This is a genomic window from Mesorhizobium sp. DxT (genome assembly GCF_058448885.1).
Window position 1 is genome coordinate 1 of sequence record NZ_JBZFLJ010000020.1, and the last position, 22,945, is coordinate 22,945.

Consider the following 22,945-nt stretch of genomic DNA (forward strand, 5'->3'; position numbering starts at 1 on the left):
AAGCACGTCAGGAACGGGATGCTGTCACCCGTTGAGTTCGAACGGCAGCAGGAAATGTAACCCGAGGGTGTCCACGAAACTCGGGGCTATTCAGGAGGAGATTTCAGTTCGGATCGAATATGATAATGGGGAGATGAAAGACGCATCTGAGTTCAGCGATTTTCTCCTGGAACTCCGCCACGATGCGTCGGTGTACAGGCCGGATGAACTCCGCTTGCGCGTGATCCTAGCAACGCTTCAGTCAATTCGATTTTGGGGCATGGGGTGGCGGTTCGGACGCCGGTCGGCTGGTCACCTCACTGTCCTTTACTAAAGCGAGCCGGTTCTCACCGACCCAGTGCACGGTTGGTCATTCAATCTCGTAGGTCCAGACGCGAAAGCCTTTCAGGACATGCGGTCCGAAGGAATTGATGAGCGGAATGTCGGCCGCGTCACGGCCGCGTGCGACAACAATCCTGCCGATCCGCGGCGTATTGTTGCGGGGATCGAACGTATGCCAGGCGCCATCGAGGAAGACCTCCATCCATGCGCTGAAATCCATTGGGTCGACAATCGGAACTCCGATGTCGCCGAGATGGCCGTTTATATAGCGAGCGGGAATGTTGAGGCAGCGACACAAAGTCACCGCGAGATGCGCAAAGTCGCGGCACACACCGACGCGTTCGTGGAAGGTCTCGAAAGCCGTCCGTGTCGACCGGGCCTGCATGTAGTCGAAGCGGATATGGTTGTGGACGAAGTCGCAGATCGTTTGCACCCGGCTCCAGCCAGGTGTGAGCGCGCCGAAGGTGTCCCATGCCATCTGGCTCAGACGGTCGGTCTCGCAGTAGTGGCTGCCCATGAGGTAGACGAGGCAGTGGTCGGGCAATTCCGATACCGGCATTTCCCGGGCGCCCGGCACCATTCTGTCAAGCGCGCCATCGTCCTCGATCGTGGCGTCGCCCCACATCGTCAGGTCGCCTACCGGCGCAACGAGCCGCCGGCACCGGTTGCCGAAAAGGTCCTTGTAGGTCGATACCGTAACGTCGGGAGTGGTGAATGTCGTTTCGGGAACCCTGATGTCGGCCGCGCGATCCTCGTGGACCGAAAGCAGGCATACCAACGCCGTCGGCTGCTGGCAGGTCAAAGTGATCTCGTAGCCGTAGCGGATCAGCATCGCGAGCCGCCTAACGGAAATCCGCGACGGTCAGAGTGTAGGATGGCTGGCGCGCGCGCGAATAGGCTTTGCGTGCGATATCGTGGATGGAACTGCGCGCTGCGTCGAAAGCGGTCAGGAAATCCGTCTCGGTCTGCGAGGTCGTGACAGCTCGATGAAGGGCGGCAGTCTCGACAAAGAACGGTACTTCGAACATGCCGTCATGGCCGATGAACCGAACGGCGTCGCGCGCTTCATCGAAGCTGCGGCTTCTGTTGGGAAACTCCAGCGTCATGGCTCGCAATCCCCGATTGGAGATCGTTCGATAGGTGTGCGTGACAGGAGGCTGCCCTGAGCCATGCGACGTCCCTGGTTGCTCCGGTTGAGGGACAGCATGCCTTCGGTTGCATCGACCCGATCGAGGTTGGTCATGTTCTGACCCCCTGCCCTCGCAGGAACACCACTGAAGACATGGTAGACGGTCCAGGAGCGATCCGCTTCGATGCGACGGCCATATTGTTCGTCCAGGGCATGGGGGCCAGCGCCACCTTCATTCTCCCAGACGCTGATTGCGAGAAGATTGCGCAGACGTTCGGTATTATCATCCTGCGGGTTCATGATCGCGAAGTTCCTTCGTTCGTCACCTCGGCGTCGAGAGCGCCGGTATAGAGCACAGAGCCGGCCGCGTCGCTGATCGTCATGGCGTCCGGCCGTTGCGGCATGTCGAGGGTCAACGAAAGCTGCCGCGCGACTTCCTTTGCGCCATCGAGATCCGAGGCCTCCATGGTCTCGCGACCGACGACGGCATGCGCGTCGTCGGTACCCCGGGTGCGATAGAATTCGACTACGATCTGCATCGCCATCCTTCTTCATTCCGCAGAAGCATCATCGCCGTCAGCTCTTGCCTTTGCCGCGTGGGGCGTTGGCGTCCGTGGCGAGCTTGATCTGGTTGCCGAAGGTGCTTTCAGGCTTGGGCGGAGCCTTTTCCTGCTTCGGCTTTCTGATCTCGCGATTGCTTCGTTTCTGTCCCTTGGCCATGGCCAAACGTCCTTTCGATGAGAGTTGCGCCGTCACCGGGCCGCGACATGCTTGCCGGCTCGAGACTGTCCTGCGTCGTCACCCGCTCATGACGTTCGTCGTCATTGCGGATACGGTATTGGGGTGATCTGCCCAGAGGCGGCAACGTGGCGGTCACGTGGTAGATGTCCGCGGGCAAGGCCAATCTTCCAAAACCACCCTTCAGGCGGACGCTCTGCCCGATCGCAAAGAGATGCGTCGGGGCCTCGCGCCGGATCGGGCGGGCAGTATGTCGGATAGGGTTCCTGGAAGTCATGGCTGCTGTTGGTCCTTTTCAATTACTGCTTCGAGATCGGCGGGGTCGATCGGCACCATCTGATGCGTGTGGCCATTCATGCCGATGGCGGGCAGGTGAATAAAGGCGCGGACACGTCGCCAGGCAAGACGGGACAAGACCTCGATCAGTTCGTCGTCCTGGTCGACGCGATAATCGCCTGCAGGCTGCAGGGCGTCGAAGCCAGGCAACTGGAAGGGCGAGGAGAACCGGACGACGGTCTGCGTGGTGCGTGTGGTCATAGCTAGATGTCTCCGCAGGAGCACGTGGATGCGCCGCCTGCATTATTCCCATCCGAACCGGAACAATCCCGATGCTGCCAGTACATCCGTGGTCAGCGCCGGGTTCATTCCAGGGTTCGAACAGGCGGCATGCGCGCCCGATTGGCGCTATGCAGATGCTGTCGAGAATCTGGGTGGTGATTGGCGGGTCGAAGTCTCTGACACCGCGAAGCCAAATCGGCCAAATCAACGTGCCTTATAGATACGCTTCAATCTAGCTCCAAACAAGGCGCTTCCCCAGTTTTATTTACAGTTCGGCCCTGAACGCCTTGAGCCCTTGTATTCTAGGAAAGTTTCCGTTGAAAAAATGTACCACCACCCACCATAAAAAATAGACAGCGGCCGGAAATTACTGAAACGGATATTATCCGGATCCCAATAATAAATCCCAGCACTCCTATCATTCGAGTGCCAAAGGCGCTATATTGATGAAGTGGTCGCCCTAAGCGCCGACCTCAGAAAGATTCCAATGAAATTCCGACCCCTTCACGACCGCGTCGTCATTCGACGTGCGGCTAGCGATGTCAAAACCAAAGGCGGGATCATCATTCCCGACAATGCGAAGGAGAAACCGCAGGAAGGTGAAGTTATCGCAGCCGGCCCCGGCACTCGTGATGAGAACGGCAATCTGATTCCGCTCGACGTCAAGGCCGGTGACCTCATCCTGTTCGGCAAATGGTCCGGCACCGAGGTCAGGATCGATGGCGAAGACCTTCTGATCATGAAGGAGGCCGACATCATGGGCATCGTCGAGAAAGCCGTGGCGGCCAAAAGAAAAGTGGCCTGATCGATACCAATCTCAACATCGAACTGGACGAACATCATGCCTGCGAAGGAAATCAAATTTTCAACCGACGCGCGCGACCGCATGCTGCGCGGCGTCGAATTGCTCAACAACGCCGTCAAGGTGACGCTCGGTCCGAAAGGGCGCAACGTTGTCATCGATAAGGCCTACGGCGCGCCACGCATCACCAAGGACGGTGTGACCGTCGCCAAGGAGATCGAGCTTTCCGACAAGTTCGAGAACATGGGTGCGCAGATGGTGCGCGAAGTGGCCTCGAAGACCAACGACCTTGCAGGCGACGGCACCACCACAGCGACAGTGCTCGCCGCTTCCATCCTGCGCGAAGGAGCCAAGCTGGTCGCCGCCGGCATGAACCCGATGGATCTGAAGCGCGGCATCGACCTGGGCGTCACCGCCGTCGTCAAGGAAATCCAGGCGCGGGCCAGCAAGGTCAAGTCTTCCTCCGAGATCGCGCAGGTCGGCACTATCGCCGCCAATGGCGACGCAACTGTCGGCGAGATGATCGCCAGAGCCATGGACAAGGTCGGCAATGAGGGCGTCATCACCGTCGAGGAAGCGAAGTCGGCGGAAACCGAACTCGATGTCGTCGAAGGCATGCAGTTCGATCGCGGCTATCTCTCGCCCTACTTCGTGACCAATCCCGAGAAGATGCGCGTCGAGCTCGAGGATTGCTACATCCTCATCCACGAGAAGAAACTCGGCAACCTTCAGGCCATGCTGCCGATCCTCGAAGCAGTGGTGCAGAGCGGCAAGCCGCTGCTGATCATCTCCGAGGATGTTGAGGGCGAGGCGCTCGCCACGCTGGTCGTCAACAAGTTGCGTGGCGGCCTGAAGGTCGCGGCCGTGAAAGCTCCAGGCTTCGGTGACCGTCGCAAGGCCATGCTGGAGGACATCGCCGTGCTGACGGCCGGCCAGATGATCTCCGAGGATCTCGGCATCAAGCTCGAGAACGTCACGCTCGACATGCTCGGCCGCGCCAAACGCGTGCTGATCGAGAAGGACACGACCACGGTGATCGACGGCGCCGGCGACAAGGCCGGCATCACCGCCCGTATTGCCCAGATCAAGGCGCAGCTCGAGGAAACGACCTCGGATTATGACAAAGAGAAGCTCCTGGAGCGGCTAGCCAAACTCGCCGGAGGCGTCGCGGTGATCCGCGTTGGCGGCGCGACCGAGACCGAAGTCAAGGAAAAGAAGGACCGCATCGACGATGCACTTAACGCGACGCGCGCGGCGGTCGAGGAAGGCATCGTTCCCGGTGGGGGCGTGGCGCTGCTGCGCGCGAGGACTGCCCTGGCCACTCTGACTGGCGCCAATGCCGACGTCACCGCAGGCATCTCGATCGTGCTCAAGGCGCTCGAGGCCCCGATCCGGCAGATTGCCGAAAATGCCGGCGTCGAAGGCTCGATCGTTGTTGGAAAACTCACCGAAAGCAAAGATCGCAGCCAGGGCTTTGACGCCCAGACCGAAACTTATGTCGATATGATCAAGGCCGGCATCGTCGATCCCGCCAAGGTTGTACGGACCGCCTTGCAGGATGCCGGTTCGATCGCGGCCCTGCTGATCACCGCCGAGGCGATGATAGCCGACATCCCGCCGAAAGATGCGAGCCCGGCCGGTAACGGCGGGGGCATGGGCGGGATGGGATACTGAGCAGTGCCGGAGCCATTCGGTCACCGTGGCCGGAAGGTCGATCCTCAACAGCAATCGGGAAGGAGTAATTTCATGGCCATGCAAAGCAATAGCAGGAAATCGATCATCCAACGCTGGGACGACTACCAGCCGACAAAATCGACGCTCGTCTGGGCGTGTGCCGGGGCGGCTGTCGCCACCATGATTGTCGGATTTACGTGGGGCGGCTGGGTCACCGGCGGCACATCGCGCGACCTCGTCTCGACGGCGGGCACCGCGGCGCGCGTCGAACTGGCAAGCGACATCTGCGTCGAGCGCTTCAATGCCGCCCCCAACTCGGCGGCACGCCTCGTCGAACTGAAGGCGATAACCAGCACATCGGCCAAGCGGCAATTTGTCGAAGCCGGCGGCTGGGCGACGATGCCCGGACAGACCAGTCCCGACAGGCGCGGCGCCGAAGCCTGCGCGGTCGCTCTCACTGCTTGAAGCTTGCCGGAATTGAAACGACCGCCGCCGGGGCATGCGTCCCGGCGCACATATCCGATCAACTGAATAAGGAGTGCGATTGATGATCACCTTCGTAAAGAATGCCGAGCCTCAACCTGCGCCAGTCGACAGCGAAGAGAACCGCTTCGAACAAATCCGCAAGGCTGCAAAGGAGAGGCATCGGAAATCCGACACCGACGGCACCCGGCGCCGCGCCCGCCAGACAGCCGAGGAAAACCGGCTGATCTGAGGTGCACGCGTCCTACCAGAAATGGCAGCATCCGATGAAATATCTTGATCGAATAAGGATGGAACCGTCGCTCTGGCTCCTGTTACTGATGGTTGGGGGTATGGCCGCCACGATCCTTTATATGATTTTTACCAGCATTACCTACTGAGTGAAATTGCAACCCGACGATCGAACCAGCCCCGCATTGCTCCACCGGCCAATCAAGGCCGAGGAGTTTTAATATGGGGTCACTCTCAAATTGATGATGTCAACCGCGCGCGCCCTCGAATGCAGGCAATTTCCATTGCTGTTGGCGTAAATCTCAACCTTGAGATGCAGCTTGTCGGCAGGGGAAACGTATGGCTATCTGCACCAAACACGCGAGGGACGGCCGTATGATCGCCAGTTACATCGACGAATTCATCATGCTCTGCGCCGGCTTGTGGATGACAGGCGCAGGATTTGGCTACTTCCAGCTTCCCGCCGAGGCCAAACCCGGGCAACAGCCATGGTGGATGCAGATCGTCGCGCAGTTCAAATGGATGGGGCCTTTGTTGATCATTATCGCCGTCTTCCTAGCCGTCTATTCGCCGCGCTGATTTGACTGTGGACCGACAACCATGAAACCTGCAGTTCTCATGATTGTTGGGGCTATCATTTTTGGCGTCACCTTTGCCGGCTGGTGGCTCTTCAACGCATTTGCTTGCGGGATGAACCCGACCGGATGCACCGGCTTTTCCCTTGCATGGGACGATTGGGAGGCACTCCAGTATTTCGCGCCGACCTTTGTGATCGGCGGAGTGATGTTCATTGTCGGGCTCTGTAAGACCGTGAGCAGGCGCGCTCGTAGCTAGGCAGCCCGATTGCTGGTGGCGGCATCGACGCAAGGCTTTGAACTGACACATTCCCATGTCATCGCGTGGTCCTCCAACTCAACGAGATCGATGAACAACTTTTCCTGGAATTATGATCGTGCAGAGCTCGTCGCAGATGGCACAATCCATATTGTCGGAGTGATCCTCGGCTTGGGTGGTGCGGTCGCGATGGTCTCCGCCGCCTTCTGGATCGCCAACGTCAGTGGCGCCATCGCCGCCTCAGTTTATGCTGTGACACTGGTAACGACGCTATCCATGTCAGCGATCTACAACATGTGGCCGATCGGAGCGCGCAAATGGCAAATGCGCAAATTCGATCATGCAGCGATCTATCTTCTGATCGCAGGCACCTACACGCCTTTCGCTCTGCAACTGGGAACTCAAGGAGCATGGTTGCTCGTGTGGATGTGGAGCGTGGCGGTCCTTGGTATGCTTTTGAAGATCGCATTCCCTGGTCGCTTTGATCGGATCGCCCTCCTTCTCTACCTCGGCCTGGGTTGGAGCGGCGTTTTCATGTTCGACATCATGCTGAGCAGCTTTTCCCCGACGATCATATGGCTGCTCATTCTCGGCGGCGCGGTCTATTCGACCGGCGTCATTTTTCACCTTTGGCATAGCCTCAGATTTCAGAACGCCATCTGGCACGGCTTCGTGCTCGCAGGCGCTGCGTGTCACTACTGCGCCGTGCTCACTTCGGTTGCCGGTTCGAGCGTGTGAGAACGAGCTCCGGGCCGGCCTGTTTTTGAACTGCGTTAGCATGGGGTACTTACTATAAGCGGCGCTCCTCAAACGCTTAGGCACGCCACGTAGTCGGTTGGCCCTATTTCTCCCCGTCATGATCCGGGTACAAGGCTTCATAATCGCGACCACCATAGAAGACGTTCGTGACCCTGACGGTGTCGGATTCAACGACCTACGCTATGACGGCCACGCGCTCGAACGGCACCGTCCTCAAGCCGATCACTAGAGCGCGTCCGGGGATCGATGAATCGATTGTGAGGTGACGCGCTGGCTGGATGGTGATTCAAGGGTTTCCTTGATGGAGCCCAACGATGGCCAGAGCGCTTGGCGATGACTTGCGGTCGCGTGTCTTGAAGGCTTCGTCGGAAGGGGCATCGGCCCGCTCTGCGGCGGCGCGTTTTTGTGTCGGGGTATCGAGTGCGATCCGCTGGATCGCACGGGCGAAGATCGGCGAGTTGTCACCACGCCCACAGGGACGCAAGCGCGGCTCGCGCCTTGATGAGCATGCGGACTTCGTCTTCGACATGATTGATGAGCGCGAGGACATCACGCTGAACGAGATGGTGGACCGTCTGGTGGCGGAGCGCTCGATGCGCATCGGCCGCAGCGCATCGCAAACCTTGCATTCACCGGGGCGAGATCAGCTTGGCATGACGCTTCGCGGCGCGGGCGAGACGTGCATTGGGCGCGGGAGGATCGCTCAGCGCTTGAGCGAAGCGTACCTGGTCTTCAGCCGCCAGACGCAGCACGTCTGCTTCCTCCACCGTGAGGCGGGCATCCTCGCCCGCCGTGGCGATGAGATAGCCGGTCAGCGTCATGCCGCGCAGTCTGGCCGCGCGCTGCATGTGCTCATAGACATGGACGGGAACGCGCGCCTCAAGGCGGGCGGTTTCGACTTTACTGGTGGGTCTCGGCATGGCTGATCTCCTTGAAACAGTTATACACGGCATAATGCCGGATTCATCAAGGACCGGATGAGCCAGAGAGTTCATCGAACAAGTCGCCAAACCGTTCCTCCAACACTTCAATCTCGGCCTCCGTCACCGGGACAGGATCGGGCCAGTCGTCGGTGACGGTCCAAGTGTTGGGGTCATGTTTGGGCGGTCTGCCGGGGAACGGCCACGGGTACTGTACAATGTCTTCAAAGGGCGGGGTTTAGGTCAAACCGGATTCAGCTGAACGACCGTTATAAAGTCTGACGCAGAATGGCGGCTTACCGAGGGTCGATCCCTGAAAACTGACATTCCGCTTTCGGCCCCGAAGGCGTCGGCAGGAAAACATTTCCCAGCTTGCCCACGGGCTGAGGTCCACGACCGGAGCGGGGTGGAAAGCGGAAAGACGGCTTCTGGCTGATATCCCAGCGAAAGCTGATACTCGGTACCAATTTGCACCTGCTATTGGTCGGATCGCGTCGAGCCAATCAGATCGACAAAATTGAGCGCCACCAGGAGAGACACCTTGCGGCGGGTCATGTTGGCACTGACTTGCGTGCGCGTCGTTTCGCGCGGTCGCCGCAAGTGGCCATCTCGCACCAGCGGCGCGATCCGTTCTTGGTGCGGTCAAGGAACAACCAGCGGCAATCGTCCGGAGGACACTGCTTCAGGCGGTCTAGTTCAGAGCCGCGTAGGAGGTCGAGTGCTGCCCAGGCGACCGGGCCGATGACGCAGTCGCCACCGGTGAACGTGAGATGGACGGGTGCGCCGTCCAGAGTGGCGCGCGCGAGGCTCGCGGCGGCCATGTCCCGGATCGAGGCGAGCGCGTCGGCAGATGGGTCGGCGCCGCGAGCGATCGCGGCTCCCACCGTGTCGATAGCGCTGCGAAGACGGTGAGCCCTTTCGAGAAATGAACCAGCCTCGTCGGCCGGAGCCGACCAGCTTTCCTGCACCAGTCCGGCAGCCACCGCCCATTGCCGCAGATCGTCAATCGTCGCCAAATGATCGACTTCGAGCGCCGTACCACGAAAACTGAAGGTGTTGGCAAAGTCGAGGGCGAGGTTGCCAGCGACGCGGTGCGGAAGAGATTTCGGTTCATCCATGAGAATAAATGCTGGATCCCACTGTAGTCCCTTGCGGTGTTGCCCTGATCCCCTCAGCGTAGCCCCTGCCGATCAACGAGAATGCGGCATATCTCTACCCGGTCAGGCTTCTCGATCAAAAATTCGTCGTCGCGTGGCAGCAGGTGGACCTTGGTCGACTCCCCCTTGGTGAAGGCGCGCATTGCATCCATGTCGCACCAGTATGAGATAAAAGTAAACCAGGTCTCCGCCGCACGATCGTCTCGGAACAGTTGGAATCCAAGTGCCGTCTTCTCAAGAGGCGGGATGCCGCCTGCGCGAAGGTAAGGCTCGTACTCGTCTGCGTCGGCGCGGCGAGTGCGAGCCCGCCAGATACGTGCCAGTGTCGGCTCTGTTGTCATGTTGTACTCCTTCGCAGGCCTTTACCGCAGGCCCTGCCGGTCTACCAGGATACGATGTATTTCGATGCGCTCGGGCAGCTCGATCAACAGTTCGGGGTCACGAGCGAGATGGTGGACCTCCGTCGGATCGCCCTTGGTGAACGCCGTCATGGCGTCCATGTCGGCCCAGTAGGAGATGGTGGTGAACCAAGTTTCCTCATCGCGGTCTTCTCGGAAAAGCTGCACGCCGAGGGCAGTCTTCTCAAGCGGCGGAATGCCTTCGCTGCGGTTGTAGTCCTCGTACTCGTCGGCGCGGTCGCGGAGGGTCCTTGCGCGCCAGATGCGGGCAATGGTCGGCTTGGTCGACATGACAGTCTCCTTCAACGGTGACGAACAGGATGTGCCGGCGCCTGCCGCACAGCGCGGCGGTCAGCTGTGATGGCGGGAGAGAAAGTCTCTGACGAGCGGCAGCGCGGCTTCGAAATGGGTTTCAAGCAGCCAGTGGCCCGCATTCTCGATCAGGTGAATTTCTGCGTCCGGCAGATCTCGACGATAGGCGAGTGCGGACTCGGCTGGCATGTAGCCATCCTCTGGCCCCCAAACGATAAGCGTTGGCGGTCGATGCTCGCGCAAATACGCTTGGTACCGAGGGAACCAGGACAGGTTTTGCTCCAGCTTCTCCATCAGTCCGATCGCAACGGTGCGACGAACGGGCGTGTCCATCAATGGCCAGTGAAGCTTCCAGAGATCCGGAGGCACGCGCGCACCAATGTCGTCCGAAACCTCGCCCACGAACTCCGCGCGGAAACCGTCCTCGCTGACCGCCTCCTCCAAGGGGCGATGGTTCTCGGAGGTCTTGTCGGCCCAGTACGCTTGGATCGTCTTGTATTTGGGGCCGAGCACGTCCGCGTAGATGTCGCCGTTCTGGATGATCAGCGCTGCGATCCGCCCGGGGTGCGCAATCGCGTGCCTGAGCCCGATCTGCGACCCGTAGTCATGTAGCCACAGCGCATAGCGGTCGAGGCCGAGATGGTCGGCGACGGACTTGAGAACGTCCTGAAAGGAATCAAAGTCATAGCCGAAGCGGCCGGGATCAGGGGTCTCGCTGTAGCCGAAACCCGGCCAGTCGAAAGCCACTGTGCGCCAGCGGTCGGCCAGCGCCGGCATCAGGCGACGGAACTGGTAGGAAGAACAGGGGTAGCCGTGCGGAAGCAACAACACTGGGGCATCGTCGGGGCCGGCCTCCCGGAGGAACAGGCGATGATCGCCAATCTGCTCGCGGCGGTGTCGGATTGATATGTCAGTCATGACATCTCTCCATTTGACACCATTATAATGTGTTTAGCCGGTGTTTGTTCCTCGGAAAATCTGGAGGGCCGTCTCGCGTAAGCAGGCCACGGCAAGTTTCGGGAGCCGACACACGTACCCCGAACGGCCGCAACGGGGTCGGAATCCGTCGTTGAAATCAGCTTACACTCAATGGCAGCTATTCGGGCGTCGTCACCCAAGACCAGACTGTCCGGTGTCGGCCCCGAAGCTGCTGTCTGGGGCTAGCTAACGCGTTCCTTGCCCGGCGCAGGTCATCAGTATTGGCGTCAACGTTCTCACATGGTCATCAATTCGCTGGAGCACCTTCTCCGGAATGACGGTCCGTTCCGGCAGTTCCCACCAGTGCTCGTTGACGCGCTCGACGGTCTCCACCACGGTATTCAAAACCGCCGGCTCGGGCAGCCGAGCACGGTGGGCGAATGCTTTCCATTTCGGTGCAGCGAGGGCCTTGAAAGATCGCTCGCCGCCGAGGGAGAGGGCCATCGAGTCGGCTGGGATATAGGGTACGGTCGATAGGACGTCATAGATTGGCGCGAGGTCCGGCTTGTCGCCATTGCCAGGATAGATAAGCGACCAGTTTTTTAGGTGCATGTCACCATTGCCGGTAATGACGCTCAGCGCCAGACGGCTTACGAATTCGAGAGCAGCCATCGGAGAAATTGCCGCGCTCAGGGCGGCGGCAATGTCGTGATATGCGGCACCTTCGTACTTGCGTGCGGGGTAGACGCCGAAAACCTGCGCGAAATCCTCGATATGGATGCGCTCGCCGCCGCCGCGGTCGAAGCGCTTGATGAGCAAAACCTTGCCGTCGGACAGAGTGTCGAATTCTTTGGGAATTCCCTCGAATTCCGACTTCTCCACAAGTTCGCGCTTTGGCACGTCCATGCCGATTGCGGCAGCCAGCGCCAAATTGGCGAACTCGTTTTCCGAAACGCCGGGGAAGGCCGTCGAAGGGAATTTGGCGATGTAATCGCCCTGCTCGTCGTCCATCGGCAAGGTCAAGCCGCCGCCCTTGCCAGTGTTTTTCATCACCGAGAGCTTCATCTGTACGCCCGCAAGGGAGAAGCGGGCTTTTGGCTTGTTTTTTGCGACATCCTCTACAATTGCCGGGGTGCCGTCGCTGGGCAGGACTCTCACAGCGCCTGGAAGATCCGCACCCAAAGTGGCCAGCAGGTCAAAATCGTTTCCTGGACGCACATTGCCGGCGTGATGCTTTTCCATCGCCTCGCGCAGTTTTTCTTCGGGAAGAAGGTTCGCGAAAAACGCGGGCAACGCACCAGCGACAGGCTTCGGATCCTTTCTCAATCCTCCGGCTGCTGCTCTGAAAGAAAGGCTGAGCACTGGAAACCCGCCGGTCGCGCGGTAGGCCTCTTCGAAGTTGAAGGCGTTGAAATCGCCCGGCGTCCTGACGATCGTTCCGACCTTCAAATCCTTCAACAGCACGTCGAGGGACGAGATGGTCTTGGGTGCCCTAAGCATCTCGGTCATGATCGTCCCCCTCGGCTTGGGAAACAAAGGCGGGGAGATCGTCATCGTCATGCGGCCGCAGCAAAGAGGTAACTGCCGGAACCATGGACTGCGGGATCAGCATCATCTCCAAGCCCAAAGCGCGGGCAATATTCATCAGAGTGGTCGCTCGGGCTGCGGCTTTTCCTGTTTCGATGTCGCGATAGCGGGGACGCGATATGCCGGCCATGTCGGCAATCTGTTCCTGCGTCAGCGACGCGGCAAGGCGCGCCTGCTTGAGCAGGCGACCTATTTCGAGCAGTGCAGCCGATTCTGAAGGCATAGAGATACCTATACGTTTCACCATGAACGTAAAAGACACGCAAAGGTATCGTTATGCCCCGCGGCTTGTCAAGGAAATGATCCGTTGAGAGATCATTGTCGCGATGAATGAAATGTCTACAGAACTCGGCCTGCTTCAGCGCCAAGGCTGCACGGAACCTTTTCCCGTAATTGTTCCAGATCTGCTCTTTCTGTTTTTCTCTTTAGTACGAGGCAGTATGCAGGCCTTGTCGATGAATGGGTGACGGCGATCGATCTGCGTGCGGAGGAGTATGGCACGCACTGGTTTAGGCGCACGAAGGCGTCAATCATCTACGGGACGACAGGAAACATTCGCGCCATCCAGAACCTGCTTCGCTACTCCGAGATCGAGAGCACGGTCCGCTATCTTGGCGTCGATGTGGAAGACGCGCTTCTCTTGCTCTGAGAGAGCCGTGATCTGACGTAGAGCGGCCATCCGGACCGAGCGCGGATGGGGCCGCTATTGGTATGCGCAACGATGGGCTGTACTGGCCATCGTGGGTAGAAAGCGGATCGGCGGCTTTCGGGTGCCGAAGTTGGGAAGCGGCCGATCAGGTGCCCGCCATTCAACTGACCTGTCTTGTTCTACGGTCGCTAAGCCATTGAAAAGGCGGTATCACTCGATCGGGTCGGCATTTTGGATTCGTCCTACATCGTTCGCACTCGTTCGGGGCGGTTCCCGAGCGGGGACCATACCTCCTCCGTTCGCGCCGCTTGCTCATATATGCTCCCGTACAGTATCAACTCTGTGCCAATGTTCCCGAACGGGAACATTGGCACTTAGATACCCTTCCAAATTCGATTATGTTCCCGTGCGGGAGCAATTCAATGGCTGCAAAATTCTCCAAATCTCACCCCCACCTGACCGCGCTCAACGCGACTGAGTTAGCACGTGTGGCAGCACAAGCGGGAGCGGCCGAGAATTTGGCTAACCAACGCGCCGCAATCAACGCACCAATTAGATCGCCAAAGAAAGTCGTTCCGGCGCTGCCTGCAAACAACGAAATAAATAAGGCTCATCAGAAAACAGCTGACCTCGCCAAGGCGTTATCCCGCGACGAACTGACCAAGGGTGTCACGTTTCCTAAGGTGACCCTCAATTTGCCGGGCACGTCCCGGATGATACAGGCGTCCTTGCCGCGCGTCCTTACGGACACGTATTTGCGCCCGCGACATGAAAGCGCGGGGATTGTTGGCGAACCAAAAACTGCGCCAAGAGCCAGTCTTCCCACCACGGAGTTGCCGAATATCGAGATAAACACGCCAGAAGACTTGGGGCTTTTAATCCGTAAAGCCCGGGAAAGGGGAAATAAGTCGCAGCAAAGCTTCGCCGACCTGGCAGGCGTGGGACGCCGGTTCGTCTCTGAATTGGAGAACGGCAAGGCGACCCTCGAGCTAGGAAAGGTTCTAAAAGTTATGCGCGCTGCCGGCATATCGATATTTGCGCGGAACCTGCCTTAAGATGGAGCCGCTTGCCCTTGACGTTCGCCTAGACGGCTACAACGATCCTGTTGGCGTACTAGTCCGTGATGATCGAGGAGCGGTAGCGTTTGCCTACAGGGAAGAATACGTGTCCAAATCGGATGCTACGCCGCTATCGCTATCCTTGCCGCTTAGTCCAGAGCCCTACGAAGATGTAATTGCCCGGCCCTTCTTCGACAATCTTCTCCAGGAACGTGACTCAGCGCTCACCGATATTGTGGCCCGTGAGGGACTATCACGCGACGACATAGCGGGCTTGCTCTTTCATATTGGAAAGGACTGCGCCGGCTAGACGAACAGTATGTCTAAGCTGTAGGCTCTGAAGGCTTGCCGGATCCCGACCTAAATGGAGACGCTACCACCACCTTCAAAATTCGCTGCAAGCGGAAGTTGGAGGCAGTCCGTAGAAACCATATCGGGCGAGGCGTTACCGTTCGCACCTAGCCGTTTGGCTTGGAACGGCCTGCGAAAAAGGCTTCGTGGCGCGGGCAGGCCGCATCTGGACTCGCGGGAAGGGCATAGCGCACTTGCACTGAGATTTTGATACCTCTCCAGCCTTTGTGCAGCCGAGTTGCGAGTCGTCGGCGTAAGATGCACGGAGGTTTTTATGAAATCGCTCCCTCGCCGACCCGAAACGCGCGGATATGGGGCGGCGCGCAGCATTACACGAGGCTGAGATCTGCCATCGCTGGGAGTTGTCATGAGGCTTCTCCCGACAAAAGGCGCTGTGCCGTCGCAACAGGCAAATAGAGGGTATTGGGTCGATCAGTCAGCGGCGTGAATCCAAAGGCCGCGTAGAAGGCTGCGGCTTTCCCGTCGACGGCGTCGGCAAATATAGCGTGAGCGCCAATCGGCGCCTCTGCGACGGTCTTGATCGCGTCGAACAGCAGCGCCTCGCCCAGCCCGAGCCCGGCGTAGGACTGATCGCGCCCAAGCCAACCGATCAGCACTGCGGGGACGGTCGGGTAGCGCGGCAACCGGCTTGCCAGGGGTTCGGGCACGGCGGTCAGCGGGACGTTGCTCGATGAAAGCGTGTAGAAGCCTGCTATCCGGTCGGTCTCAAGGTCTCGGGCGACAAAGCACGTCGCGTATCGACGCTTGATGTCCTGGGTGACCGCCTCGCGGAAATAGCGATCAATCCGCTCGTTGCCACATGAAAACGTCTTGCGCTGGTGAGCCTTGGTCAGCGCCTCTATCGCAAACCTTGCATTCACCGGGGCGCAATCAGATCGGCATGACGCTTCGCGGCGCGGGCGAGACGTGCATTGGGGGCGGGCGGATTGATCAGTGCTTGGGCAAAGCGCACCTGATCCTCAGCCGCCAGACGCAGCACGTCGGCCTCCTCGACCGTGCGGCGGGCATCCTCGCCCGCCGTGGCGATGAGATAGCCGGTCAGCGTCATGCCGCGTAGCCTGGCCGCGCGCTGCATCTGCTCATAGACATGGACGGGAACGCGCGCCTCAAGGCGGGCGGTTTCGACTTCACTTGCGGCTCTCGGCATGACTGATCTCCTTAGATGGAGATATACGGCAAAATGCCGGATTCATCAAGGATCTGATGAGCCAAAGAGTTCGTCGAACAGGTCGCTTAACCGTTGCTCCAACACTTCGATCTGGGCCTCCGTCACCGGTTGGGATCGGGCCAATCGTCGGCGACGGTCCGAGTGCTCAGGTCTTGTTTGGGCCGTCTGGGTGGGAAGCCGGACGGCATGTCGGGGCTATCATCACTGGCGGCACGGTCTTGCGTGAAGTGGCTGCGCGCGCGACGTCCTGAAGTTAGATAGCGGTTTCCAGGATCTGTCTAACTTTCGGCCACTGTGAGAGGGTCCTTGCGGGAACGTCGGTCATGGGTTCCAGCCGCCGCTGCCGTAGGGGCGGGTTATCACTTCGAGCAAGTGCCCATTGAGATCGTTGAAATAGAGCCCGCGGCCACCATCGTGGTCGTTCATCCCGGGCTTCCGCCGTTGCGGATCCGCCCAGTAAGGCAAGCCCCTCGTTCCGAGCCGGTCATGCAAAGCGTCCAAACTCGTGTCATCGACGAGGAACGCGTAATGCTGCGCAACGACAGCATGGTCGACATTCATGTAGTCGAGGTTGACGCCATTATCGGTGGTGACCATCCAGAATGGTCCCCATCGGCGCGGTGGTTGGAGGCCAAGCATTTCAGACAGAAACAGGGCAGAGCCGTGCGCGTCTTGTGTCGCCAGGATTGTGTGGTTGAATTCGATGCTCATCAGCGGTCTCCAATTCCGAAGCTGACCCGCTCTGCCCCGACCCGCCTGAGCGTCGAGGCCACCACGAGCACGGCAATCAGCGCCGCGCCCGCCACAATATAAGTGGCTGAACCCCAGCCAAATCGATCCAGTGCGCCGCCGATGGCTGTCGGACCAAGGATCTGTCCGAGATTGTTGCCTTGAACGATCAGGCCCAGAACGATCGGAGCCAACCCTGCCGCTGGAGCCACAAGTGGCGCCGAGGACAGCAGGATAGCCGGGATCACACCGCCGACAGCCGAGAACAACAGGCACAGGCCGAAGGCCGCACCGTTCGGCAGCACAGGCAGGAATATTCCGAAGCTGGCCAGTCCCATGACGAGGCATGCAGCGATCAGCAGCGCCGGGCGGCTGAAGCCTCTAGAGAGGAGCAGTCCCGCTGTCAGATTGCCGATGACGTTCACGGCCGAGACCAGAGCGCTGAGCAATCCGGCCGTCTGGTGCGTCACCTGCAGCCGCTCCATCAGCAGCACCGGCAGGAAGCTGAAGACTGCGAAGAACATCAGGCTGTAGAGCGCAATGGTGACTGCCAGCCCAATGGCGCCCCGGTCTCGCGACACGGTCATGCTGTCGCGGCGCAAGCCGTTCCAGGACATGATCTGGCCTTTGCCGCCAGCAGGAATGACCAGTGGAACGGCGATGCAGATGGCCAGCGCCAGCGCGCCGCTTGCCCACCACATCGTCCGCCAGTCCTCGAATAGAGGCCCCACCAGCATCGCCACCGCCAAGCCAACCGGCATGAAGCAGCTCCAGAGGGCGAAGGCCAGATCACGATCAGCTGGTCGCGCAACCGCTTGGAGCAATGAGGGCGCGGCGACCGTCACCAGCAGGAAACCCGCCCCTTCGATAATTCGGCCGGAAAACAGGCTGGGCAGTCCCGGTATCGCCGCGCCAAGCGCCGCGCCGGCTGTCGTGACCAAAAGCCCGATGATGAGGATGCGCCGCGCTCCGAAACGCGCGACAAACGCACCGGTCGGAATGCCGCCGACAAGGCCGATGAGCGCAAATATTCCCGCCAGCCAGCCGATCGCCGTCAGGCCGATACCAAAATCATTCTGCAGCAGAGGCACTGCAATCGTCGCCTTGCCAACCTGCAAGGCGGCTGCAATCCCGCTGCCAACGACAACGAACACGGCAGCCCAGTGCGTGGACATTGCTCTCCATGTTGATGGCGTGTCCATCACGAGCCCCTTGCCGCGCGGCCGGCCACGAGGGCGGCCGCGATCTCGGCGACATGGCGTCCCTGGAAGCGCGCACCCTCCAGCTCATTGCCACTCACCTCGCGATGCCCTCCCAGTCCATCATCGGCGAGCGTCGATGCACCATAGGGCGAGCAGCCGGTGATTTCGTCCATCCGCATCTGGCCCTTGAAGCTGTAAGGCAGGCCGACAAGGATCATGCCGAGATGGAACAGAACGGTCTGGGTGGACAGGATCGTTGTTTCCTGCCCGCCATGCTGGCTGCCGGTAGAGGTGAAGACGCTGCCGACTTTTCCGACCAGCTTGTCCTCGAACCAGAGGCCACCGGTCTGGTCGAGAAAGTTCTTCATCTGGGATGCCATATTGCCGAAGCGGGTGGGCGTTCCGATGATGATGGCGTCGTAATCCGCGAGTTCGGCCACCTTCGCGACGGGCGCGGACTGGTCGACCTTGTATCCGGACTTTTCAGCAACGGCTTCGGGAACAAGCTCAGGCACCCGCCTGATCGCCACCGTCGCACCCGCGTCGCGCGCGCCATCAGCCACGGCCGAAGCCATCGTCTCGATGTGCCCATAACAGGAATAGTAAAGCACGAGCACCTTCGTCATCTCGTTGACCTCGCGTTGATTTCATTGAGCGGAAGGTTGCATCAAAAGGATGATCGCAATAAGTGATATAAAAATGATAGAAATGATCGTTAGAACAGATCATGCTGGACGCCCTTACTTTCGATCAGATCCGGACTTTCGTAACGATTGCCGACAGCGGCAGCTTCCGCGCCGCAGCGCAGAAGCTCTTGCGCGCTCAGTCGGGTGTGAGTGCGGCTATCGCCAATCTGGAGACGGTACTGGGCGTGACCCTGTTCGACCGGTCGGGACACCGGCCAGTCCTGACCCCGCAAGGTCAGCTGCTGCTGGGCAAGGCCCGAGACATCATTCTTCGCGTCGATATGATGCGGGCGCAGGCTCGCGGCTTTGCGGATGGCGTAGAAACGGAACTCGCGATTTCCGTCGACACGCTCTATCCCATGCAGGAAGTCGCACGCGCGATCTCCCACGTCCGGCATGATTTCCCGGCAGTTGGTATCCGGGTATGGGCGGAGCCTATGGGGGGGCCGCTCGATGCGCTTAGAAAGAACCGCTGCACACTTGCCGTGATGGTCGGAGAAGATTTCCGCGACCCGCGCATCAAATTTGAGCCGCTGGCCTCTATCAGGCAGGTTACTGTCGTTGCTTCGACGCACCCCCTAGCCCTCGGCCATACGGGCCGTCCACTGGAACTCATGGAAATGACTGATCATCTCCAGATCGTTCTCACTGATCCATCAGACATATCCGCAGGGCGGGACTTCGGAGTAATTTCGCCGCAGACTTGCCGCGTCAACACGCAGGATACCAAGCTCAATCTCATCCTGGGGGGAGCAGGCTGGGGGCGGCTCCCTTATTGGCTCGTTGAACGTGATTTGGAACAAGGCGTACTCGTGCGCCTCAATGTCAGCGCCATGGGCCGCAATGGCGAGGTCACATCCAGCGCCTATATTGCCCATCGCCGGGACGAGGCGCTGGGGCCGGTAGCACAAAAATTGACCAGCTTGTTGATCAGCTGACTTCGTCCCTTCTCCCGCTCGAGCCGGAAATTGACATCCGACTCATCAGAGCGGGTTATGTCGTTTTCGACGTACCAAGGATTTCGTAGAGACTTGAGAACCCTTGGTCCCCGTGCCCTTGTTCGATCCTTCGATCCATCAGCGTCTTGACCTCACGCATTCTCATGACATCTACACCCATGGATTCACGGTGCCCAATCAAGTCGTCCATCAAAGCGGCCTGTACGTTGAGCGAACCGAGATCCGGGCCGTATTCACCGGTGTCTACGGCCTTACCCATCGCTTCCAGGAGCGAAGGATAGCCGGCCATCGAAGCTGCTACACGCTTGGTGAATTGCTCAACGTTGAAGCCTTCGGACTTGACCAATCGCAATGTGTGGAGAAATCCGATCAAAATCTCATAGCCAACAGCAACCTGGGCCATGAATTCCACCGCCGCCGCACCGGGTTCTTCGCCATGATACCAAATCGAGCCCAAAATCTTCAGAGTTGATTCATGGGAAGAGAATGCGGCGGAGGAACCGCTGTAAGTAAAGCTAACATCTGGCGTTCCCACATAAGACGGGTCGCCCATGATCTTACCGTCGAGATATTCCGCGCCGTGATCGTGAGCCCAGCGCTGATAAGTCCGCGCCTGGTCCGGAGCGCCGCTAGTGAGGTTCACCAGGGTTTTGCCCGACACAGCGCTGCCTAGCGACTGCACGACGTCGTCGACCGCGCGGCTGTTGAGAAGGCAGAGCACAATGAGATCGCTGTTTGCTGCAGCCTCGGCCGCCCTGAGTGTGACCTTAGCGCCGGCTTCAAGGAATGGGGTAGATTTACTCGCTGTCCGGTTCCAAACGGTGGTAGGAAATCCGCGAGCGATAAAGGCTCTGGCAATCGCCGACCCCATTTCGCCCAAACCAAGCACAGATATATTGATGGGGAGGTCTTTCAAAATGCGGTCCTTCTCACGATCACGCGTAAGAACCAACGGGCGCGCGCTTATCGCCGCGGTGGCCGAAGGCATATGAACTCACGAATGGACGTGCGAAGATATCGTCATTGAGATGATGAGTCTGATCTAACGCATTGATCGGACTCAACAACAGCTTCGTCGCCGTCAGCCGGCTATGCCTCCCACCACGTTACCGAATTCCTAGATCGCAAGCGGAGAGGAGATCCAGTTACCGGCCCGATGAGCGCCATGCTTGTGCCTTATTGGGCGACGCGTTTATGCCGCGACAAACTTGCGGCCAATCAAGGGGCTAACCGGACGAGATCGGCCGATGGCGCGGCGGCCTTTAGAATCTCGGCGTCCCGTATTACGACTTGAAGGTCAGCTTCTCCCTGACCGATCACCATCGGCTTGGAGGTGCGTTCAGCCAGCCACACTGGATTGAGGCCGAACGCACTGATGAGGAAGCCTTGAACAGCAGGGGCAAACAATTGCGCCAGCGGCGTGGGCAGATCGGCTTCATCAAACCGTCTGCCGGCCGCGAGGGCGTCGATCGCCGCGTTAGCTCGTGGCAGAAGTGGACGTTAGGTGCATTGGCGCGGCGTTGCTCTTTCACTTCGCCAAGTGGGCGGCCAGGTGTCGCCAGCAGGATTTCCCCGCAAACCGCATCGTCCGCTTGAGCGGTGGCCAACTCGACAAGGCCACCTTCGCTCTGCCCGAGCAGCCAGACGGAGTCCGTGCCGGTCGTCTCGCGAATGACCTTTGCCCACGCGCGGGTATCCTCCACATAGTCATCGACAGTTACCGCGTTGGCATCAGGCAGCGCTGCGGTATTCCCAAACAGGCCTCGCTTGTCGATCCGGAACGTCGAGATTCCTTTCGCGCCCAGCCCCTCGGCCAGCAGGCGGTATGGTCTGGCACGTATACCGATAGGGCTGTTTCCGTCCCGGTCCCTCGGGCCGGATCCGGGGATAATAAGAACAACCGGGGCGGCAGGGTTGTCGATACCGGATCAATACTCCTCAGAAGTGCCGTTTGAATCTTCCCCAGTTTAGCACCGCCGCCGGTCTCCCGGAGCGCGCTCCGGGAGACCGGCGGCGCGTCATCGCCGATACTTTCCCCGATGGTCGGGAGAGAGGTTGCGGTGGTCAAGATCGGGGAGATTGTGATGATACTGGATTTGCATCGGCAGGGCCTGTCGGTGTCGGCGATCGCCAGACAGAGCGGCATCGACCGCAAGACGGTGCGCAAATACATCGAACGCGGTCTGGAGGCGCCAGTCTATGGTCCTCGCAAGCCGAGGGAGGCCGTGATCGATCCCTTCACGGCCTATTTGCGTGAACGGGTGACGCGATATCCCGCCCTCACCGGCAAGCGGCTTTTCCGGGAGCTGAAGGAGCTTGGCTATGGCGGCGGCTATACCGCCGTCACCGACTTTCTGCGCGACGTCCGCCCGGTCGCGGCGGAACGCGGCTACGAGGTCCGCTTCGAGACCCCACCCGGCGAGCAGGCGCAGGTCGACTTCGCCCGGTTCCATGTCGTCTTCACTGACGAGCCTACGACCCCGAGGATCGTGTGGCTATTTTCCCTGGTGCTCGGCTTCAGCCGCCTGATCTGGGCGCGCTTCGTCGTCCATCAGGATCTGCCGGCGGTCCTGCGCTGCCATGCGAGCGCCTTCGAAGCGCTGGGCGGCGTTCCCCGCGAGGTGCTCTATGATCGCATGAAGACTGCCGTCATCGGTGAAGGCGAGGCCGGAGGGATCGTCTACAACCGCGCACTTGTCGATCTCGCGCGCCATTACGGCTTTCATCCGAAGGCCTGCCAGCCCTATCGAGCAAAGACGAAGGGCAAGGTCGAGCGGCCGTTTCGCTACATCCGCGAGGACTTCTTCCTGGCCCGCTCCTTCCGCAACCTCGACGACCTGAACGCGCAACTGCGCCACTGGCTCGACACGGTGGCGAACCCGCGGGTTCACGCCACCACCAGGCGCGTCGTCAACGAAGCCTTCGCCGAGGAGCGGACCGCTTTGCGGCCGCTGCCTCTGGCGCCGTTCCGATCGGCCCTGAAGCTCGAACGGCGCATCAGCAGGGAGGGGATGGTCAGCGTCGGCGGCAATTTCTACAGCGTGCCCGATGCCACCCGCCGGCGGGTCGTGGAGGTGCACACGCTCGCCGACGAGATCCGCATCTTCGAGGACGGCGTGCTGATCGCCACCCATCCCGTTCTCGATGGGCGCCACAAGCGCCACGTCCTGGCCGGTCATCGCATCGCTCAAACCCGTCCGCGTCGGCTGGACCGAAGACCGGGGAGATCGTCCTTCACGGCTCCGGCGACAGGGTCGTCCAGCGTCCGCTGGCCTTCTACGATGCCGTCGCCAAGGCGATG

At 59.9% G+C, this 22,945-nt stretch carries 30 protein-coding genes and 3 pseudogenes; 13 read left to right on the forward strand and 20 right to left on the reverse strand.

The features are described from left to right. Positions 1-349 precede the first annotated feature (349 nt). The 6 genes from ACVJNE_RS23690 to ACVJNE_RS23715 all read right to left on the reverse strand — a co-directional run bounded on the left by ACVJNE_RS23690 (position 350) and on the right by ACVJNE_RS23715 (position 2,725). Complete coding sequence (locus tag ACVJNE_RS23690; protein ID WP_499569193.1) at positions 350-1,153, reverse strand: transglutaminase-like domain-containing protein; 804 nt, start codon at positions 1,151-1,153, stop codon at positions 350-352. A 10-nt stretch (positions 1,154-1,163) separates the two neighbouring features. Continuing rightward, positions 1,164-1,427 carry a DUF1488 family protein gene (locus tag ACVJNE_RS23695; RefSeq protein WP_499569194.1) on the reverse strand — a complete coding sequence of 88 codons (264 nt, stop codon included), beginning with the start codon at positions 1,425-1,427 and terminating at the stop codon, positions 1,164-1,166. Further along, entirely contained in the window at positions 1,424-1,750 is a 327-nt protein-coding gene (locus ACVJNE_RS23700; protein WP_499569195.1) for a hypothetical protein, read from the reverse strand. Before ACVJNE_RS23700 ends, ACVJNE_RS23695 begins: the two co-directional genes overlap by 4 nt. After that, complete coding sequence (locus ACVJNE_RS23705; RefSeq protein ID WP_499569196.1) at positions 1,747-1,989, reverse strand: hypothetical protein; 243 nt, start codon at positions 1,987-1,989, stop codon at positions 1,747-1,749. The genes ACVJNE_RS23700 and ACVJNE_RS23705 overlap by 4 nt, the downstream gene beginning before the upstream one ends. A gap of 37 nt (positions 1,990-2,026) precedes the next feature. Then, a complete protein-coding gene (locus ACVJNE_RS23710; RefSeq protein ID WP_499569197.1) occupies positions 2,027-2,170 on the reverse strand; it encodes a hypothetical protein in 144 nt (47 codons plus the stop codon). Positions 2,171-2,461: 291 nt separating this feature from the next. Further along, positions 2,462-2,725 carry a hypothetical protein gene (locus ACVJNE_RS23715; protein ID WP_499569198.1) on the reverse strand — a complete coding sequence of 88 codons (264 nt, stop codon included), beginning with the start codon at positions 2,723-2,725 and terminating at the stop codon, positions 2,462-2,464. 508 nt (positions 2,726-3,233) lie between these two features. Here ACVJNE_RS23715 and ACVJNE_RS23720 point away from each other — a divergent pair. The 8 genes and pseudogenes from ACVJNE_RS23720 to ACVJNE_RS23755 form a co-directional block, all read left to right on the forward strand. After that, complete coding sequence (locus tag ACVJNE_RS23720) at positions 3,234-3,551, forward strand: co-chaperone GroES (protein WP_499569199.1); 318 nt, start codon at positions 3,234-3,236, stop codon at positions 3,549-3,551. A 36-nt stretch (positions 3,552-3,587) separates the two neighbouring features. Next, positions 3,588-5,222 carry a chaperonin GroEL gene (gene groL, locus ACVJNE_RS23725; protein ID WP_499569200.1) on the forward strand — a complete coding sequence of 545 codons (1,635 nt, stop codon included), beginning with the start codon at positions 3,588-3,590 and terminating at the stop codon, positions 5,220-5,222. Positions 5,223-5,294: 72 nt separating this feature from the next. After that, complete coding sequence (locus ACVJNE_RS23730) at positions 5,295-5,687, forward strand: hypothetical protein (protein ID WP_499569201.1); 393 nt, start codon at positions 5,295-5,297, stop codon at positions 5,685-5,687. 82 nt (positions 5,688-5,769) lie between these two features. Continuing rightward, entirely contained in the window at positions 5,770-5,937 is a 168-nt protein-coding gene (locus tag ACVJNE_RS23735) for a hypothetical protein (protein ID WP_499569202.1), read from the forward strand. Between the two features lie 374 nt (positions 5,938-6,311). Beyond that, positions 6,312-6,515, forward strand: a complete 204-nt coding sequence (locus ACVJNE_RS23740) for a hypothetical protein (RefSeq protein ID WP_499569203.1) — start codon at positions 6,312-6,314, stop codon at positions 6,513-6,515. Between the two features lie 21 nt (positions 6,516-6,536). Next, positions 6,537-6,770, forward strand: coding sequence for a hypothetical protein (locus ACVJNE_RS23745; RefSeq protein WP_499569204.1), 234 nt, complete (start codon positions 6,537-6,539; stop codon positions 6,768-6,770). Between the two features lie 90 nt (positions 6,771-6,860). Beyond that, positions 6,861-7,508, forward strand: a complete 648-nt coding sequence (gene trhA / locus ACVJNE_RS23750) for a PAQR family membrane homeostasis protein TrhA (protein ID WP_499569205.1) — start codon at positions 6,861-6,863, stop codon at positions 7,506-7,508. Between the two features lie 335 nt (positions 7,509-7,843). After that, positions 7,844-8,209, forward strand: a pseudogene (locus ACVJNE_RS23755) (IS630 family transposase); the annotation flags it as partial. Here the strand turns inward: ACVJNE_RS23755 and ACVJNE_RS23760 are convergent. From ACVJNE_RS23760 to ACVJNE_RS23790, 7 genes are all read right to left on the reverse strand, one after another. Then, positions 8,159-8,524: a type II toxin-antitoxin system TacA family antitoxin gene (locus ACVJNE_RS23760; protein WP_499569220.1), complete on the reverse strand. Its 366-nt coding sequence runs from the start codon at positions 8,522-8,524 to the stop codon at positions 8,159-8,161. The pseudogene ACVJNE_RS23755 and the gene ACVJNE_RS23760 overlap by 51 nt on opposite strands. 476 nt (positions 8,525-9,000) lie before the next feature. After that, positions 9,001-9,567 carry a CGNR zinc finger domain-containing protein gene (locus ACVJNE_RS23765; protein ID WP_499569206.1) on the reverse strand — a complete coding sequence of 189 codons (567 nt, stop codon included), beginning with the start codon at positions 9,565-9,567 and terminating at the stop codon, positions 9,001-9,003. 53 nt (positions 9,568-9,620) lie between these two features. Continuing rightward, positions 9,621-9,947, reverse strand: a complete 327-nt coding sequence (locus tag ACVJNE_RS23770; RefSeq protein WP_499569207.1) for a hypothetical protein — start codon at positions 9,945-9,947, stop codon at positions 9,621-9,623. Positions 9,948-9,968: 21 nt separating this feature from the next. After that, entirely contained in the window at positions 9,969-10,295 is a 327-nt protein-coding gene (locus tag ACVJNE_RS23775) for an antibiotic biosynthesis monooxygenase family protein (protein ID WP_499569208.1), read from the reverse strand. 60 nt (positions 10,296-10,355) lie between these two features. Continuing rightward, complete coding sequence (locus ACVJNE_RS23780) at positions 10,356-11,234, reverse strand: alpha/beta fold hydrolase (RefSeq protein ID WP_499569209.1); 879 nt, start codon at positions 11,232-11,234, stop codon at positions 10,356-10,358. Between the two features lie 246 nt (positions 11,235-11,480). Continuing rightward, positions 11,481-12,743 carry a type II toxin-antitoxin system HipA family toxin gene (locus ACVJNE_RS23785; protein WP_499569210.1) on the reverse strand — a complete coding sequence of 421 codons (1,263 nt, stop codon included), beginning with the start codon at positions 12,741-12,743 and terminating at the stop codon, positions 11,481-11,483. Beyond that, positions 12,727-13,044, reverse strand: coding sequence for a helix-turn-helix transcriptional regulator (locus ACVJNE_RS23790; RefSeq protein WP_499569221.1), 318 nt, complete (start codon positions 13,042-13,044; stop codon positions 12,727-12,729). Before ACVJNE_RS23790 ends, ACVJNE_RS23785 begins: the two co-directional genes overlap by 17 nt. Positions 13,045-13,248: 204 nt before the next feature. Between ACVJNE_RS23790 and ACVJNE_RS23795 the strand changes: the two are divergent. From ACVJNE_RS23795 to ACVJNE_RS23805, 3 genes and pseudogenes are all read left to right on the forward strand, one after another. Further along, positions 13,249-13,470 (forward strand): annotated as a pseudogene (locus ACVJNE_RS23795) (site-specific integrase); the annotation flags it as partial. A gap of 422 nt (positions 13,471-13,892) precedes the next feature. Further along, positions 13,893-14,525 carry a helix-turn-helix transcriptional regulator gene (locus ACVJNE_RS23800; RefSeq protein WP_499569211.1) on the forward strand — a complete coding sequence of 211 codons (633 nt, stop codon included), beginning with the start codon at positions 13,893-13,895 and terminating at the stop codon, positions 14,523-14,525. A 1-nt stretch (position 14,526) separates the two neighbouring features. Further along, entirely contained in the window at positions 14,527-14,838 is a 312-nt protein-coding gene (locus tag ACVJNE_RS23805) for a HipA N-terminal domain-containing protein (RefSeq protein ID WP_499569212.1), read from the forward strand. Positions 14,839-15,244: 406 nt separating this feature from the next. On the opposite strand, the gene ACVJNE_RS23810 is transcribed toward ACVJNE_RS23805, so the two are convergent. The 5 genes from ACVJNE_RS23810 to wrbA form a co-directional block, all read right to left on the reverse strand. After that, on the reverse strand, positions 15,245-15,760 hold the full coding sequence (locus ACVJNE_RS23810) for a GNAT family N-acetyltransferase (RefSeq protein ID WP_499569213.1): 516 nt from the start codon (positions 15,758-15,760) through the stop codon (positions 15,245-15,247). Continuing rightward, the gene (locus ACVJNE_RS23815; protein WP_499569214.1) at positions 15,757-16,047 is read right to left on the reverse strand and encodes a type II toxin-antitoxin system TacA family antitoxin; all 291 of its coding nucleotides are present in this window, start codon (positions 16,045-16,047) and stop codon (positions 15,757-15,759) included. The genes ACVJNE_RS23810 and ACVJNE_RS23815 overlap by 4 nt, the downstream gene beginning before the upstream one ends. Before the next feature lie 342 nt (positions 16,048-16,389). Continuing rightward, complete coding sequence (locus ACVJNE_RS23820; protein WP_499569215.1) at positions 16,390-16,779, reverse strand: VOC family protein; 390 nt, start codon at positions 16,777-16,779, stop codon at positions 16,390-16,392. Next, positions 16,779-17,972 (reverse strand): MFS transporter, encoded by a 1,194-nt coding sequence (locus tag ACVJNE_RS23825; RefSeq protein WP_499569216.1) that lies wholly within the window; start codon positions 17,970-17,972, stop codon positions 16,779-16,781. Before ACVJNE_RS23825 ends, ACVJNE_RS23820 begins: the two co-directional genes overlap by 1 nt. Positions 17,973-17,998: 26 nt before the next feature. Beyond that, a complete protein-coding gene (gene wrbA / locus ACVJNE_RS23830) occupies positions 17,999-18,625 on the reverse strand; it encodes an NAD(P)H:quinone oxidoreductase (protein ID WP_499569217.1) in 627 nt (208 codons plus the stop codon). Between the two features lie 101 nt (positions 18,626-18,726). Here wrbA and ACVJNE_RS23835 point away from each other — a divergent pair, with 101 nt between their 5' ends. After that, complete coding sequence (locus ACVJNE_RS23835; protein ID WP_499569218.1) at positions 18,727-19,623, forward strand: LysR family transcriptional regulator; 897 nt, start codon at positions 18,727-18,729, stop codon at positions 19,621-19,623. Between the two features lie 55 nt (positions 19,624-19,678). On the opposite strand, the gene ACVJNE_RS23840 is transcribed toward ACVJNE_RS23835, so the two are convergent. Continuing rightward, a complete protein-coding gene (locus ACVJNE_RS23840) occupies positions 19,679-20,632 on the reverse strand; it encodes an NAD(P)-dependent oxidoreductase (RefSeq protein WP_499569219.1) in 954 nt (317 codons plus the stop codon). 328 nt (positions 20,633-20,960) lie between these two features. Next, entirely contained in the window at positions 20,961-21,566 is a 606-nt protein-coding gene (locus ACVJNE_RS23845; protein WP_499569222.1) for an alpha/beta hydrolase, read from the reverse strand. A 138-nt stretch (positions 21,567-21,704) separates the two neighbouring features. Between ACVJNE_RS23845 and istA the strand changes: the two are divergent. Further along, a pseudogene (gene istA / locus ACVJNE_RS23850) lies at positions 21,705-22,945 on the forward strand (IS21 family transposase); the annotation flags it as partial.

Excerpts from the sequence above, each read along its gene's own strand:
- ACVJNE_RS23770 (WP_499569207.1), bottom strand. The coding sequence starts at position 9,947 with ATGACAACAGAGCCGACACTGGCACGTATCTGGCGGGCTCGCACTCGC.
- ACVJNE_RS23700 (WP_499569195.1), bottom strand. The coding sequence starts at position 1,750 with ATGAACCCGCAGGATGATAATACCGAACGTCTGCGCAATCTTCTCGCA.
- ACVJNE_RS23840 (WP_499569219.1), bottom strand. The coding sequence starts at position 20,632 with ATGCCTTCGGCCACCGCGGCGATAAGCGCGCGCCCGTTGGTTCTTACG.
- ACVJNE_RS23815 (WP_499569214.1), bottom strand. The coding sequence starts at position 16,047 with ATGCCGAGAGCCGCAAGTGAAGTCGAAACCGCCCGCCTTGAGGCGCGC.
- wrbA (WP_499569217.1), bottom strand. The coding sequence starts at position 18,625 with ATGACGAAGGTGCTCGTGCTTTACTATTCCTGTTATGGGCACATCGAG.
- ACVJNE_RS23805 (WP_499569212.1), top strand. The coding sequence starts at position 14,527 with ATGGAGCCGCTTGCCCTTGACGTTCGCCTAGACGGCTACAACGATCCT.
- ACVJNE_RS23785 (WP_499569210.1), bottom strand. The coding sequence starts at position 12,743 with ATGACCGAGATGCTTAGGGCACCCAAGACCATCTCGTCCCTCGACGTG.
- ACVJNE_RS23765 (WP_499569206.1), bottom strand. The coding sequence starts at position 9,567 with ATGGATGAACCGAAATCTCTTCCGCACCGCGTCGCTGGCAACCTCGCC.
- ACVJNE_RS23790 (WP_499569221.1), bottom strand. The coding sequence starts at position 13,044 with ATGCCTTCAGAATCGGCTGCACTGCTCGAAATAGGTCGCCTGCTCAAG.
- ACVJNE_RS23745 (WP_499569204.1), top strand. The coding sequence starts at position 6,537 with ATGAAACCTGCAGTTCTCATGATTGTTGGGGCTATCATTTTTGGCGTC.
- ACVJNE_RS23705 (WP_499569196.1), bottom strand. The coding sequence starts at position 1,989 with ATGCAGATCGTAGTCGAATTCTATCGCACCCGGGGTACCGACGACGCG.
- trhA (WP_499569205.1), top strand. The coding sequence starts at position 6,861 with ATGAACAACTTTTCCTGGAATTATGATCGTGCAGAGCTCGTCGCAGAT.
- ACVJNE_RS23835 (WP_499569218.1), top strand. The coding sequence starts at position 18,727 with ATGCTGGACGCCCTTACTTTCGATCAGATCCGGACTTTCGTAACGATT.
- ACVJNE_RS23780 (WP_499569209.1), bottom strand. The coding sequence starts at position 11,234 with ATGACTGACATATCAATCCGACACCGCCGCGAGCAGATTGGCGATCAT.
- ACVJNE_RS23695 (WP_499569194.1), bottom strand. The coding sequence starts at position 1,427 with ATGACGCTGGAGTTTCCCAACAGAAGCCGCAGCTTCGATGAAGCGCGC.
- ACVJNE_RS23825 (WP_499569216.1), bottom strand. The coding sequence starts at position 17,972 with ATGTCCACGCACTGGGCTGCCGTGTTCGTTGTCGTTGGCAGCGGGATT.
- groL (WP_499569200.1), top strand. The coding sequence starts at position 3,588 with ATGCCTGCGAAGGAAATCAAATTTTCAACCGACGCGCGCGACCGCATG.
- ACVJNE_RS23710 (WP_499569197.1), bottom strand. The coding sequence starts at position 2,170 with ATGGCCAAGGGACAGAAACGAAGCAATCGCGAGATCAGAAAGCCGAAG.
- ACVJNE_RS23715 (WP_499569198.1), bottom strand. The coding sequence starts at position 2,725 with ATGACCACACGCACCACGCAGACCGTCGTCCGGTTCTCCTCGCCCTTC.
- ACVJNE_RS23800 (WP_499569211.1), top strand. The coding sequence starts at position 13,893 with ATGGCTGCAAAATTCTCCAAATCTCACCCCCACCTGACCGCGCTCAAC.
- ACVJNE_RS23735 (WP_499569202.1), top strand. The coding sequence starts at position 5,770 with ATGATCACCTTCGTAAAGAATGCCGAGCCTCAACCTGCGCCAGTCGAC.
- ACVJNE_RS23775 (WP_499569208.1), bottom strand. The coding sequence starts at position 10,295 with ATGTCGACCAAGCCGACCATTGCCCGCATCTGGCGCGCAAGGACCCTC.
- ACVJNE_RS23730 (WP_499569201.1), top strand. The coding sequence starts at position 5,295 with ATGGCCATGCAAAGCAATAGCAGGAAATCGATCATCCAACGCTGGGAC.
- ACVJNE_RS23720 (WP_499569199.1), top strand. The coding sequence starts at position 3,234 with ATGAAATTCCGACCCCTTCACGACCGCGTCGTCATTCGACGTGCGGCT.
- ACVJNE_RS23760 (WP_499569220.1), bottom strand. The coding sequence starts at position 8,524 with ATGAACTCTCTGGCTCATCCGGTCCTTGATGAATCCGGCATTATGCCG.
- ACVJNE_RS23690 (WP_499569193.1), bottom strand. The coding sequence starts at position 1,153 with ATGCTGATCCGCTACGGCTACGAGATCACTTTGACCTGCCAGCAGCCG.
- ACVJNE_RS23740 (WP_499569203.1), top strand. The coding sequence starts at position 6,312 with ATGATCGCCAGTTACATCGACGAATTCATCATGCTCTGCGCCGGCTTG.
- ACVJNE_RS23820 (WP_499569215.1), bottom strand. The coding sequence starts at position 16,779 with ATGAGCATCGAATTCAACCACACAATCCTGGCGACACAAGACGCGCAC.